This window comes from Streptomyces sp. ISL-100, from assembly GCF_018614615.1.
Classification (GTDB): Bacteria; Actinomycetota; Actinomycetes; order Streptomycetales; family Streptomycetaceae; genus Streptomyces.
Genome location: NZ_JAGGOK010000020.1, coordinates 43865 through 56294, shown reverse-complemented (window position 1 = coordinate 56294; position 12430 = coordinate 43865). Strand labels below are relative to the sequence as shown.

19 protein-coding genes are annotated in these 12430 nt (G+C 68.7%); 6 read left to right on the top strand and 13 right to left on the bottom strand.

What is annotated here, in order from left to right:
• Window positions 1–61: 61 nt before the first annotated feature.
• The 4 genes from J7E89_RS09875 (at window position 62) to J7E89_RS09860 (ending at window position 3250) form a co-directional block, all read left to right on the top strand.
• Window positions 62–745 carry a hypothetical protein gene (locus J7E89_RS09875; protein WP_214971325.1) on the top strand — a complete coding sequence of 228 codons (684 nt, stop codon included), beginning with the start codon at window positions 62–64 and terminating at the stop codon, window positions 743–745.
• Between the two features lie 58 nt (window positions 746–803).
• Window positions 804–1055: a hypothetical protein gene (locus tag J7E89_RS09870; protein WP_214971321.1), complete on the top strand. Its 252-nt coding sequence runs from the start codon at window positions 804–806 to the stop codon at window positions 1053–1055.
• The gene (locus J7E89_RS09865) at window positions 1055–1216 is read left to right on the top strand and encodes a hypothetical protein (RefSeq protein WP_214971318.1); all 162 of its coding nucleotides are present in this window, start codon (window positions 1055–1057) and stop codon (window positions 1214–1216) included. Before J7E89_RS09870 ends, J7E89_RS09865 begins: the two co-directional genes overlap by 1 nt.
• Window positions 1217–1456: 240 nt before the next feature.
• Window positions 1457–3250, top strand: coding sequence for a hypothetical protein (locus tag J7E89_RS09860; RefSeq protein WP_214971315.1), 1794 nt, complete (start codon window positions 1457–1459; stop codon window positions 3248–3250).
• Here J7E89_RS09860 and J7E89_RS09855 read toward each other — a convergent pair.
• From J7E89_RS09855 to J7E89_RS09850, 3 genes are all read right to left on the bottom strand, one after another.
• Window positions 3247–3918, bottom strand: a complete 672-nt coding sequence (locus tag J7E89_RS09855; protein WP_214971312.1) for a M15 family metallopeptidase — start codon at window positions 3916–3918, stop codon at window positions 3247–3249. The two genes, J7E89_RS09860 and J7E89_RS09855, sit on opposite strands and share 4 nt — an antisense overlap.
• Before the next feature lie 251 nt (window positions 3919–4169).
• Window positions 4170–4301: a hypothetical protein gene (locus J7E89_RS41780; protein ID WP_285439222.1), complete on the bottom strand. Its 132-nt coding sequence runs from the start codon at window positions 4299–4301 to the stop codon at window positions 4170–4172.
• Window positions 4302–4700: 399 nt separating this feature from the next.
• The gene (locus tag J7E89_RS09850) at window positions 4701–5114 is read right to left on the bottom strand and encodes a hypothetical protein (RefSeq protein WP_214971308.1); all 414 of its coding nucleotides are present in this window, start codon (window positions 5112–5114) and stop codon (window positions 4701–4703) included.
• Between the two features lie 154 nt (window positions 5115–5268).
• Here J7E89_RS09850 and J7E89_RS09845 point away from each other — a divergent pair, with 154 nt between their 5' ends.
• Window positions 5269–5502, top strand: a complete 234-nt coding sequence (locus tag J7E89_RS09845; protein WP_214971305.1) for a hypothetical protein — start codon at window positions 5269–5271, stop codon at window positions 5500–5502.
• On the top strand, window positions 5499–5729 hold the full coding sequence (locus J7E89_RS42340) for a helix-turn-helix domain-containing protein (RefSeq protein WP_214971302.1): 231 nt from the start codon (window positions 5499–5501) through the stop codon (window positions 5727–5729). The genes J7E89_RS09845 and J7E89_RS42340 overlap by 4 nt, the downstream gene beginning before the upstream one ends.
• Before the next feature lie 21 nt (window positions 5730–5750).
• On the opposite strand, the gene J7E89_RS09835 is transcribed toward J7E89_RS42340, so the two are convergent.
• From J7E89_RS09835 to J7E89_RS09790, 10 genes are all read right to left on the bottom strand, one after another.
• A complete protein-coding gene (locus J7E89_RS09835) occupies window positions 5751–6296 on the bottom strand; it encodes an AAA family ATPase (RefSeq protein ID WP_214971300.1) in 546 nt (181 codons plus the stop codon).
• A gap of 124 nt (window positions 6297–6420) precedes the next feature.
• Entirely contained in the window at window positions 6421–6855 is a 435-nt protein-coding gene (locus J7E89_RS09830) for a hypothetical protein (RefSeq protein ID WP_214971297.1), read from the bottom strand.
• 134 nt (window positions 6856–6989) lie between these two features.
• The gene (locus J7E89_RS09825) at window positions 6990–7313 is read right to left on the bottom strand and encodes a hypothetical protein (RefSeq protein ID WP_214971294.1); all 324 of its coding nucleotides are present in this window, start codon (window positions 7311–7313) and stop codon (window positions 6990–6992) included.
• Entirely contained in the window at window positions 7303–9264 is a 1962-nt protein-coding gene (locus tag J7E89_RS09820; RefSeq protein WP_214971291.1) for an FtsK/SpoIIIE domain-containing protein, read from the bottom strand. The genes J7E89_RS09825 and J7E89_RS09820 overlap by 11 nt, the downstream gene beginning before the upstream one ends.
• Before the next feature lie 237 nt (window positions 9265–9501).
• Window positions 9502–10032 carry an HNH endonuclease gene (locus J7E89_RS09815; RefSeq protein WP_214971288.1) on the bottom strand — a complete coding sequence of 177 codons (531 nt, stop codon included), beginning with the start codon at window positions 10030–10032 and terminating at the stop codon, window positions 9502–9504.
• Window positions 10033–10108: 76 nt separating this feature from the next.
• Window positions 10109–10519, bottom strand: a complete 411-nt coding sequence (locus tag J7E89_RS09810; protein ID WP_214971285.1) for a hypothetical protein — start codon at window positions 10517–10519, stop codon at window positions 10109–10111.
• Window positions 10507–10761: a hypothetical protein gene (locus tag J7E89_RS09805; protein WP_214971283.1), complete on the bottom strand. Its 255-nt coding sequence runs from the start codon at window positions 10759–10761 to the stop codon at window positions 10507–10509. Before J7E89_RS09805 ends, J7E89_RS09810 begins: the two co-directional genes overlap by 13 nt.
• Complete coding sequence (locus J7E89_RS09800) at window positions 10758–11435, bottom strand: hypothetical protein (protein ID WP_214971280.1); 678 nt, start codon at window positions 11433–11435, stop codon at window positions 10758–10760. Before J7E89_RS09800 ends, J7E89_RS09805 begins: the two co-directional genes overlap by 4 nt.
• Entirely contained in the window at window positions 11432–11773 is a 342-nt protein-coding gene (locus J7E89_RS09795) for a hypothetical protein (RefSeq protein ID WP_214971277.1), read from the bottom strand. Before J7E89_RS09795 ends, J7E89_RS09800 begins: the two co-directional genes overlap by 4 nt.
• On the bottom strand, window positions 11773–12402 hold the full coding sequence (locus J7E89_RS09790; protein ID WP_214971274.1) for a hypothetical protein: 630 nt from the start codon (window positions 12400–12402) through the stop codon (window positions 11773–11775). The genes J7E89_RS09795 and J7E89_RS09790 overlap by 1 nt, the downstream gene beginning before the upstream one ends.
• Window positions 12403–12430 lie beyond the last annotated feature (28 nt).

The following is a 12430-nucleotide window of genomic DNA, read 5'->3' as shown; positions in this document are numbered from 1 at the left end:
AGCTGGCTCGAACGGTGAAACGCCCCACCGCGCGATGATCACCAGTGGATAGGCTCTGTGCATGTCACGTGCACGCGTCGCCCTCGCAACTGCCCTTGTCGGGTTCACCGCGCTCACCGCCTGCTCCTCCAGCAGCGAGGGGCCGACCTCCGACTCCGGCGCGCAGAAGGCGGACAAGCCGATTTCTGCTCCTGCCCCCAAGCCGATCACGAAGGAACTCGCTCAAGCAGACCTCACACAGGCCCTGCTCGGCGACGGTGAGACGCTTCCGGGATGGTCCTTGCACGGCGACAAGTCGGTGACGGAGGGGACGTACTGCAACCGCTCGGAGGACGACTCCACTCCGGCAGGCTGGGTCCGCGGCGGTGACGCTTCGTACGAATACAACGGCTCCACGGTCAACATGGCCTTCGTGCACATCTGCCTCTTCGACTCGGCCAAGGACGCACACAGCGCTTACGCGACCTGGAAGGGCACCGAGACGAGCAAGGAGCAGGCCCCCAAGTCGCCGGTGGGGGAAGAAAGCACGCTCGTCATCAACCCCGGTGCCAGCGAGGACACCGTCTACGGATTCGCTCGCTCGGGCAAGGCCAACATCCGGGTGAAGATCGAGGGCGGCACGGGTGACGACCCCTCGGGTGCGCAGGCCATGCTCACCGCAACGCTGAAGCGTCTTCAGCAGCTTCAGGACGGCAAGGCCGCCACCGTGACGGCCCCTGCCGAACAGGCCGCCTCGAAGCAGTAGCAGACGTCTCTGAGCGCCGCCCTGTCACACAATCCGGCAGGGCGGCGTTCCCTTGCACATGACGACCATGCCCGGCCTCCTTCCCCTGGCCCGCCACTACTACGAGACCCGCCGCGAGGCCCTGGCCGCCGCCGGCGCCGAGACCACTCCCTGGTACCGGCTGAAGGCCGATGAACTCGGCGTCGCCGTCGCCGAAGCCCGGATCATCCTCGAAGCGGTACGCCGGGCCAACGACGAGCACGCTGTGCTCCTGGGCGGCATCGCCGACAGCCCGACCCCCGCGGACGCTGACGACTTCGCGCGGCCGTGATGGGCGAGCTCTACGTCGACGGCTACGTACTCAAGCGGCCACCCGACACCTGCGGTTGCGGCGAGTCGTTCTTCCGCCCCGTGCACGAGTACCACGGCGGGGACAGCGTCGGCTCGGCATGGGAATGCACCGGGTGCGGCGGCATCTACGACGGCATCTGACTTGCCCCGAAGCCAGGTGTAACAAGATCTGACTTCCGACGTACTACATGGTGCCGAGGCCCGCGCGACCCCACCCCCCATCGCGCGGGCCTTGAGCGAAAGAGCTTCCGGCGCAAAGGCCACCAGGGTTGGCCGTGTTCGTCATGGCGCGCCGGAACACGCGGTTTGGTCGGGGTGTCAGGGCATGGGCCCCCGGCCAGACCGCGACACAAACCCGGCCCGAGCGGCAGCGTCCTGATCATGTCCCGTAAGCAGCCTGAGCAGCCGACACGCACCCGCGTGGCCCCCTCGGCGTCCAAGCTGCAGCACGCCCGCCCTGGCGTCATCTCCCGCGACGGCGCCGACATCGCCGATCGGCTTTTGCGACTGCCGCCCACCGAGCGCCGCAACGCCTTCAAGCAGCACTTCACGCCCCGCGAACGCGCCGTCATCATGACGGAAGTCGAAAGGGCCACCGGCTCCCTGTACGGGCTGTGGCGAGACTCCCCGTCCGGGTTCGTCGAGGACGTCCTCGGCGAGAGCCTGTGGTCCAAGCAACGAGCCGTTCTCGACGCGCTCGTTGATCACAAGCGCGTCGCCGTCCCGGCCGGATTCGGCGTCGGCAAGACGCACTTGGCCGCCCGCGCCGCCGTCTGGTTCACCAACGTCTATCCCGTCGGCACGGCGTTGGCCATCACCACAGCGACGCGGTTCCGGCAGGTGCAACGCCAGCTCTGGCCGCACATTCGCAAGGTCGTCCCCCGTGCCGGCCTGCCCGGGTACTGCGACACCGTCCAGTACAAAATGCCCGACCCCTACGGCAACGACTTTGTCGCCGCGTACGGGTTCTCCGCTCCCGCCAACGACGAGGCGGCGATGCAGGGCATTCACATGCCCCACCTGCTGCTCATCGTCGACGAGGCGGGCGGTATCGCCCCGATGATCGGCCACGGCACCAACAACTTGCTCACCGGCGGGCACGCCGCGATGTTGGCGATCGGCAACCCGGCGATGGACGATCCGGCGAGCTGGTTCGAGGAGCTGTGCATCGAGGGCGACGACGTCGGCGAACCGACCACCGTCACCATCCCGATCTCCTCGCTCGACTCCCCAGCGATCACCGGAGAGCACGCCCCGTACTGCACGGACTGCCCCGCAGGCGTCGCCCGGCACTCTCTCGCCGACCACATGCCTGACCAAGACTGGGTGGACCGCACCATCCGGTCGTACGGCGAAGACCACCCGTACGTGATCGCCAAGGTGTTCGCCCGATTCCCCAAAGGAGGCGGTGGCATCGCCATCCCCCCGACCTGGGTCGATGGCGCCATGTCCTACGAGGACCCGACCGGAGACGGCTGGCACCGGCTGTGCGACCTCGGCCTCGACGGCGAGAGCGCCCAGCACACCGTCCGTGACGGGGCCTGGGTCCGCCTCGGCGTGGACATCGCCGCCGACGGGGGCGACGAATTCACCGTGTACCGCACGGTCGGCGACGCGGTCGAGTTCCGGCACGCCTCCGCCGGCGCCGCGAACGACAGCCAGGTCACCGTCGCCGAGAAGGTACTCGAGGAGATCCACGCTGCGCAGCGCCTGGCCGACGCCCTGAACTCCCCGCACCCGGTCCGCGTCAAGGTCGACCAGAACGGCATCGGCCACGGCGTGGTCTCCATGCTGGAGCGGTGGGCGGAGACCGGCCGGCACCAAGCGCAGATCGTCGGCGTCATGGTCTCGGAGTCCCCGAGCCAGGATGACCCGGGTGCCGTCATGCGGCCGTGGCGCAAGCGCGACGAGATGTGGCTGGCCACCAGGTCGCTGCTCCAGCCCAACCCGTCATCCGGCCGGGGGCGGCTGCGCCTGCACGTCGACAAGAAGGCGGCCGCGCAGCTCTCCACGCCAAAACTGCTGTCCACGACGAGTGGCTACACCCAGATCGAGAGCAAGAAGGCGATGAAGGCCCGCGGCATGAAGTCGCCGGACCGCGCCGAAGCCGTGCTCTTGGCCTTGTACGAGCCCGAGCCCTTGAACAAGCCGCGTCGCCGGGGCCTGCTCAACTAGCGTACGAGGTGGGGCTCGTCGAGTTCCTTCGGCCCGTACAGTGCGGCGCCCTCACCCTTGGCGAGAGCCCAGTAGCGGTCCCCGAACGAGTAGTGCCACCACTCGAATCCATAGTTCACAAGGCCCGCGGCCGTGAGGACCGAGCCGAGCAGTTCCCGGTTGGCGCGGGCGTTCTCGCTGATGTTGGTGGCGTCGGTGAAGCAGGCGCCGTCGCTCTCCTCGGGGTCTGCGTTCATCCGCGTGCCCAGGTCGAGTTCTCGACCGTCCTCATCCGCGAGCGTGAGGTCGATCGCGGCTCCTGCGCTGTGCGGTGCGATTTCCGGTGGGGACACGTACCGGCTCGCCGCCGCGTGGATCTGCTCATCGGGCCATTCCGGGTAGAGGGCTCGCAGTTGCTCCGCGTACTCCACGAAGTACGCACGCTGGAGAGACAGGGGCCGGTATCCCTCGACGAACAACAACCGCAGCCCTCGCGGCAGCAGCTCCTGGGCGTGCAGCACCCGCGCGAGCACGCCCTCACGCAGGTAGGCGAACGCGTCGGCCGGATCTTGCTTGCGCGTATCGACCAGCAGCGCGCCGCCTGCACGAACGTCGACCAGGCGCTCGCCGCACTCAGCGACAGGGACAACCGCAACCTTGGGGTCCGACATCAACACGGGGGTGGTCATGCCGCCGATCATCCCCCAGTCCTCGTCCCACAACACTCGAACAGCGATGTTCAGTTACTCGACGGGGAGCGCCATGGCAGCCTCCACCGACCTCTACGAGACGGAGTATCCGAGTGTGCCGCCACCGGATCGGGGCGCGGGGGCGGGGCTATCCTGTCCGGCGCAAGGCCGATCTTGTCCGGATGGACGCAGGCCGGAACGCCCGCGTCGAGGGTGTAACGGTGCCCGTCGTCCGGGTTGAACGGGCATTCTCAAGACGGCCTGCTGTAGATCACGAACTCCGTGCGCGGGTACCGCGTGGCCGGGCAGATCCCGCAGACCGGCTGCACGCGCTCACGGTCCGGGTGGATGTACGGCGGCCCGGTGGGCTCCGGGATCTCCATGCAGGCAGAGGGTAGCGGTTACATGCAGCGCTGATGCCCGTTCGCCGCCGGGGGCAACTGCGGTAGCGTCCTGGTCCATGGCGGACCCGTTCCTCACAGCTCTCGACCAGGCCACACGAACCGTTGTCGCGCGCGTCCGCGGTGAACTCCCCGTTGTCGTCCCTGCAGCCTCGGCTGGCCCGGCGATCGCTCACACCTCCTGCTGCGCGCCGGAATGGGCACTGTGCGGGGTGGACCTGAGCGGGGTGGGCCCCTCGGGGGATGGCGACCAGGAGTGCGTCGTCTGCGCGGACCTTTTGGCCAGCGGTGTCACCTGCCCCGGGTGCCAGGGGTCGTAGTCCCCAGTAACGCAGAAGGGCCGCCGGGACCGAGAGTTCCGGCGGCCCTTCTACAGCTGGCTCAGGCCACCGGGTACGAGCCGGTGACGGTGATGATCTCCGCCTCCTTCGCGCCCTCCACGTCGCCGTACACGTGGTTGACGTTCTGCAGGGCCGCGCCGTTGGAGGTACCGGTCACCCGCAGGCGGTCGATCTGCTTGCCATCGGACCCGGCGTAGATCAGCGCCTCACCGGTCCAGACGCCGTGGTCAGCATCGCGGCCGTCGTAGCTGAGCTGGAACGTGAGGCGGGCGCCGCTCTTGGCCGGCACCGGCAGCGTCAGGCCGAAGCCCGCGCCGTCCCTGGAGGTCGTCTCCTTGTGGGCGACGATCATCGCGGTGAACGTGCAGGCACCGCCCGCGGAGACGTAGTGGCCGGAGCCGGACGTGCCGTCCGTGCCGTCGACGTTGGTGAGCTTCGGGGTCCACTGGGTCATGAAAGGGTCCTCCTGAGTCGCGAGTCCCTGCGGGTGTGGCAGGTGGGCGCACTGTGAGGGGCCCCGGCCCTTAGCGTCGCGTGCCGGGCAGTCCGCCCCACGCGAGAGGCTGCGCCTTTTGCCTCGAAAATCGAACATGTGGTCTATTCGAAGCATGGACCGTGACCGCTTCCCCAGTGATCTCCTGAGGGATCAGACCGCTTGGTACCTCACCTATGACGAGCTGGCCCACGCCTCGGCCAGCTCCCAGACGGGTGCCCGTCGTCGCCTGCTGGAGCTGTCCCGCCGCATCGCGGGCCACTCCTTCTGGGAGACGCCTGCCGGGACCCCGGCCGCCCGCGTCGCTCGCAAGGAGATCGCACGCGCCCGGACAGAGGCAGGTTCGTGACCCGCTCCGCGTGGAAGCCTGCCGAGGAGCGGCGCAGTGGCCTCCTGCGTAGACAGCGCGCGTGGGTCGCCGAGTATGGCGAGGAGCCGTCCGTGCGGGAACTCGCCGAGGCGGTCGGCATCTCCCCGTCCACTGCAAGCCTCCATCTGACGAGGATGCGAGAAGACGGGATAGACATCGGGACCCGCGGCGTGCGCAGCCGCCGATGCCCACACTGCGGCCGCTGACGGGCGCCGTGCGATGTCGGTTCAGCGGTCGATGGCTGGCACCTTGTCGAGGCCCGTCTCGCGCATGATGCGCTTCACCGTGTCGTCCAGAGCGCTGCTGGCCTCGATGACGGTCTCCAGGCCGCTGGGCAACAGGTCCTGCTCTCGATACCAGTCGCGTAGGTGCTCGTCGGTGACCTGCGAAAGGTAGGCCAGGTCGGGCTTCGTCACGTGACGGGCCAGGGTCTCCTGGAGCGGCACGTCAAGGTAGTAGCACCGCGAGATGCCGCGGTGGTCACGTACGAGGTCTTCCAGCATCGCGGCGTACCGGTCGGCGTAGAGGATGCCCTCGACGACCGTGTGGAACCCGGCGTCCAGCGCGTAGCGGGCTGTCATGCCGATCAGACCGACGTTGGCGGCGCCGGGCCGGTCGCGCTCGCGCAGCACGATGCGGCGCAGGTTGTCTTGGCCGACTAGGGCCAGGTTGCGGCCGAACTGCTCACGCAGGCCGGCCGCGATCGATGACTTACCCGAGGCACTGTTTCCGCGCAGAATGATCAGGCGCGTCTCGTCTGTTCCAACCGTCACGACGGCACGATATCGGCGCTCGCTGACACAAGGGGGCGAGAGCCGAGTCTCAGCCAACCTGGTCCCGAAACCGAGCGCCGCCCCCGGCTATCGGGCCAGGGGCGGCGCAGTCTCTTCGCCCCGTCTACTGGACGGGATTCTCGTCGAGCCAGTCGGACAGGTCGTGCGCTGACCCTAGGACGTCCGGCCTGTTCGTGAACGTGTCATCGCCGACGGCCATCCCCTTCTCCATCTTGTCGAGCAGGACGTACGCCTCCCGCCAGAAGGCTGGGCCGGTCTTCTTATCGGCGTTCATTGCCTTCCGCAGGGCCTTGGCGGGCTCTGCAACCGCCGTCATCTTGTCCCAGCACTCGCCGGTCGCCTTCGGGCAGCCGTCGGTCGTGTCGAAGGTGGTGACGGCGTCCTGGAACGTCTTGGTCGCCGCGGCGACGGTCGGAACCTTCGGCTTCGCGGCGGGCTTCTTCTGGGCCTCGGCTTCTCCGCCGCAAGCACTCGTCCCCAGCACCGCGGCGGCGACCAGAACGCCCGCCACGGTCCTTCCCCATGTGATTCTCCCCATGGGAGTGGATCATGCCATGTCGTGCCTGGTCAGGTGGGCGACTGGGGTACCGTCAGCGGGCCGATGTTGCTGCGCCTGACCACAATTCGAGGCGTTGGGCAACGGCGGAGGGGCCCCGATTCGGGGCCCCTCCGCTACTTCTTCTTCCCGCCGCCGAACAAGCCCCGCAGGGCGCGTGCGGCGACCGCTATGCACAAGGCGCACGCCCCGGCTGCGACTAGGGCGACCACCAGGCCGACGAGCAGCATCACGGTGATCGTCGCCGCGGCGAACCCGAGCGTCACGTAGCGGCCCCAGCGGTCGGCCTGCTGGACGATGATCTGCTGCACCGGCTGGGCGTGGCCGTGTCCGCACTGGCAGGTCGCGGGTACACCGCCCCGGTACTGCTCGACGGGCAGGTGCTGGGCCATCTGTTCGTAGGGGTAGACGGTCGTCGGGTAGACGGGCTTACCGGGCAAGGGCGTTCTCCTTCTCCAGGGGCGGGGCGGTGGACGTGGGGGTGTGCTCGGGGGCGGTGAGGACGTAGACCTTGGCGCGGCCGCGCGTGCCGGTGTCGTCGACCCAGCCCTTGGTGACCCACTGGGAGACGGGGCCTTGGACCGAGGTGCGGTGTCCCGCGATGCCCTGCGCGACGGCGTCCTGAAGGGTCAGCCCCTCGGGTCCGGCCTTCTGCAGGGCCTCCCACAAGGCGAGCCTGTTGTCCGGGATGCGTGAGCCGTCGGGGAACGTCGGGACGGCGCGCAGCCGCGGCCGCCCGAGGGTCGGTTCCGGGGTCGGCGCGGGAGATCCCCCGCCCGGCCCTCCGTCTCCCGGGCCGCCGGCGGGTGCGGTGGGTTCGAGCAGCGTGCCGTCCGCGCTGACGCCGCCGAACTCGGCGATGGTGGCGGCGATGTCCTCGTCGGTCGGGTAGTAGGCCCTGCGCTCCAGCGGCGCTTTGTGGGCGTTGTCGCGGGAGGCAATCATCAGCTTCCCCGGCAGGTTCAGCAGGTCGAGTCGCCAGCCTTCGCCGTGCGCCCCCACGCCGAATATGAGGTTGGTCGCGGTCGGCTCGGTGACGCCCAGGCCGATGCGTACCTGGTACTGCTGCCGCGCGTCGGTGGAGTCGCCGAAGACCTTGGCCGAGGGGGACTGCGTCGCCTCGACGAACATGATCGCGGCGAATCGGGCGAGCTGCTTGAGGGATTCAAGTTCCTTCGCCAGGTCGGGGGCGCGGCGGATCAGTTCCGCCAGCTCGTCGATGACGATGAACCAGGCGGGGCGGCCGTGCTTGGCCGGGTCCCACTTGCGTACCGGGACGCCGGTCTCCCGGCGCCACTGCGACATCAGCTCGCCGCGCTCCTTGATCTCCTGTCGGACCATGGTGAAGAGGGCCTTCGCGCGGTCGACGGAGTCCGCCAGAGCCAGGGAGCACGACTCCCAGGGGCCCAGTTCCACGGCGCCGGGCTTCATGTCGACGAGCAGAACCTCCGCGTCCTGGCAGGCTGCGAGGTTGCCGAGGATCACGTTCAGGACACCGGACTTGCCGTTGTCCGTGGCACCCGCGACCAACACGTGGTTGTAGAGGGGGTGGTAGCCGAACGGCGTCCCGTCCGGGGACAGGCCGAGTGGGAGCCATTCGGTGCACGACGTCATCGACGGCCCCGGCCACTCGATGGTCTCGGCGAGCGGGTCGCGGACCTGCATCTGCACCAGGAGCTGGTTCTCCCGCTCGCCGACGCGGAGTCGCAGCGTGCCGGGCAGGTCGAGGTTCGCGGCGAGCTGCTTCTGCTTGGAGATCACCACGGCGGCGGAGGTGTTCTTACCGGGCGGCAGCGTCACGACGCTGTTCCATCCGGTCTCAGTGAACACGATCCGGGAGACGTCCTGGGCGGGGATGCCGAGGGCCACGAGGGCGCGGCGCAGGGCGGTCTCCTCCTGGGTGTCGCCGGTGACGCCGGGCGTGCCGACGTTGATGCCCATGGAGTTGGGCAGGCCGCCGTTCTTCGCGGCCTTGATCTGGAGGTTCATGCGGTCGTGGCGGGACTTCACCAACCAGGGCACGTACAGGCCGTAGGCACCGATCATGGTGACGCCGGTCGCGATGGCGGAGGGGACGGACGGGCCGAGGGCTGCGCCGAGCCAGGCGTCGACGGACATCACGGTGCCGCCGAGGCCGACGGCAGCGGCCTTGGTGTTCTTGTGCTCCAGGCCCTTGGCGCACAAGGCCCCGGTTGCGGCCGTCACCAGGCCGTAAACGGTGTGGTCGGGCCAGCCGATTCCGGTGGCGTGGTGCCACCACGACATGGCGGTCAGGCCGAACGTCGCAGCGGCCGGGGCCAGTTCGTAGCGCAGGCGCCCGCAGAACCGGCACACGGCGACGGACGCGCCGGCCACCGCGGCAGCGGTGCGGCGCAGTCGGGTGTCTTTCATCGGAGGCCTTCCGCAGAGGTGACGTGCCGAGAGGGGGTTGGAGCCCGGTTGGGCACGTCACGTCACCTGGGGAAGGCATCGAGGAGGGTACGCGCGAACATCGCGTGGCCTTTCGGTTCGGGTCTACGGCGGTTGCTCTCCGCCGTGAGGGTGGGCCCTGGGCCCGTATTCGATTAGGTGATCACTGTAGCGCGAAGGTCTGCCATCCGGCTGTGATCGTCTGCACGTCTGCCACCGTCAGCGACCGATCTCGAGTCGCTTCAGGATCTCCGACCACTCCTCGTCGGCTGTCGGGTACCCCTTGACCCTGCCCTCGCTGATGAGTTTGTCGAACTGGGCTCGGGCCCGGGGGACGCCGAACCTGGCAGAGGGATATCCGTAGGGTTCGAACTTCCGCTGGAACCAGGCCGTACGCCGCGCGTCGATGACTTCGGCCTGCACTTTCTCCAGCTCGTCCAGGGCTTCCAAGACCTGCGTGTGGGTGAGCAGATACAGCTCCCGAAGGCTCTTGTTTTGGAGAACCGCTCCGTCGAGCAAGGAGCCTTCGCCGCTCCAGCGCAGGCACAGGTCCATGGCGACGTGCCATACGACTGGGTTCTTCTTGCCCTTCGTCCGGTTGCACGGACGGCATATCGGCAGGAGGTTCTTCAGGTCGTCGGCGCCTCCGTCCGAGAACGGGATGACGTGGTCCATCGTCTGGGATCGGCTGGCGCAGTAGAGGCAGGTTCCGTCACTGGCGGACAGGACGGCCAGCCATTCCCAGATCATGAACCGTCGCCGTCTTCGCCCCATTGCCTTTTCCCTCACCGACGCGGCAGTGAGCTGCCCCCTGGGGAGAACTCTTTCATGGGGTGATCGCCTGAGCGGATGCCGCTTTGTATCCGCGGTCCCATGCGTCTTTCAGCTCCCGCCGCGGGGCGGCAAGGAGCCACGGCACCAGCGCCTCGGCGAGGTAGCGGTACTGCTCACTGCGGCCGGGCATCTCCCGGTCGATCTCGTCGATGCCGGCGCCCAACTCCATGGTGCGGCTGATGTAGTCGGCGAGGGCTTCCACCCGCGGGTCGATGCCGCCGGGCCACTCGGGCGGGGGCACCGACACCAGGACCTGGGTGAGGTCCGGATGCCGGTCCGAGGGGCCGGCGCCGTCGAGGTGGCAGTGCAGCTCCACGTTCATCCACCCTTCCAGCGGCAGCAGCTCGCCAAGGAGAAGGCGGCGTGCCGACCGGGAGCCGATTTCCCCGCTCAGGCGTCGCACAACGTCTCCGCCGTCTCGTTGATGATCGCTTCGGCCTTGCTGTGGCAGTCGGCGCAAGCTCCGCCCTGGCTGCCACAGATCGCGGCCGCGAGAGCGTCTGCCGCGCCCGTGGAGGCGATGTTCAGCAGGGCCGGGGCCTTGCGCGCGCACGAGTCACAGGACTGAGCCTTGCCCGGCCTGCGGCCGCACGCGGTGAGGGCGACCTGTCGAAGCAGGTTCGCGGACGGCTCGGTGGTGTTCACGCACGGGCTCCCTTCGGGGACTTGGGCTTGAAGTGGGCGATCCGAGAAAGGTCTGCGGACCCCGTCTGCTCGTACACGCTCATCTCCTGACAGTACGAACAGCGGTATGCGACGAACCAACGCAGGGGGTTGTCCTTCACGAGGGGGTTGTCCTTCACGAGGGGGTTGCCCTGGCGGCCGTCCACCATGAGGCAGGGCCCGGCGTCACCGCACCAGTCGCAGGCGGACGAGTAGTGCGAGAGCTGTGGTGCCGTGACCCACTCCGACCACCGGATGGGACGCCCCCGGTGTTCGGCTGACAGGCTCGGAGCGGTGTAGGTCGATAGATCAGCAACCGCACGCAGCGGGCGGCGCTCCTGGCGGTCCGCGCCCGGGTCAGGCAGAGCTACGGCCGTACCCGTGGGGATTGTGCGGGCGGGTTCTGGCTCCGGCTCGCCCCGCAACGCCCGCAGGCAGGACGCGCACAACCGCTCCTCGTCAACAGGACCGGTCCAAGGCCGCACGCCCGGGGCCGACTCTGCGTCCGGCTTGCATTCCACCGGCACCGTGAACATTGTCGCGGTGGGCACCGTGGCCCCCGCCACGGCGACGTGCAGGGCTATCCGGCCTGCCGCGCGCACGATGACCCGCCCGGCCCATACCGCGGTCGGCCTCTCGACGGTTAGCGCGGTCACGCCTCGTCCTCCATCCACAGGAACGGCAACGGAGGCGCCATAACGAAGACGTGCCGCCAGCACCCCGAACCGGCGATCAGCACGCGCCTTTCCAAGCGCCAATACCGCGACACCCGGCCTTGACCACACGCGGGACACGGCACCTCGGCGCGCACCTTGATCGTGGTGAACGGCAGCGGGACCGGGAAGATCGGGAACCCGGCAGCGAGAGCCAGCGATTCGGCAGCGTGGGGCTGGAGGCGTATGTAGACCTGCTGCCAGTCCACGACGGGGTTCTTGATCGGCTCCGTCTTCCAGTCGGCGAACGTAGCCGCCCAGTCCTCGAACGTGGCCGCCATCAGATCTCCTGCGCGGCCGGCACGGTGATGTTCGGGCGGGCACCCTCCGGCGGCGCGGGGTCATCCGTGCGAACTCGGAACTGCCACCGGCCCTCGGAGTCCGGGGCGTAGCCGCGCTTGTACCGGACGCTGCCGTGACCCGGCCGTGCAGTGTCCCCCCAGACGATCGGCAGAGGGATGAAGGCGGGAGGGCCCGCGATCCAGCCGTCTGCCAGGTGCCCGAGAGGGTCGTCTGCGTTCGGGTACGGCTCCGCCGGGCCATCGAGAGCCATCTCGACTCCCCGGTACGGCCCGTCGACGAAGACCACGAGGTACTGCGTCTTCGGCCCCCGTACGGCTTCGGCGAAGACGATGCGCTGCTGGTCCTGCCAGTCCAGCACTTCAACGGCAGTGGGAGTCGGAGAGAAGCCGAGTACAGAGCGAAGGGCCGCCACGGTGGACAGCAGCTCGTGGTAGGCAGCATGAGGGAAGTCGTTGCGGAAGCGGTCGCGCAGCAGCGAACACGACGCCTGGTCGGCGACCTCGGACAGATACAGATCGAGGGTTTCCGGGTCTACGTGCTCGGCGCCGCGGGCGAATGCCTCGGTGGCTTGGACAAAGGCCGCGGGCACGACGGAGGTGGTGCTCATGGAGGGGCATCTCCTTGGTAGGTGATCG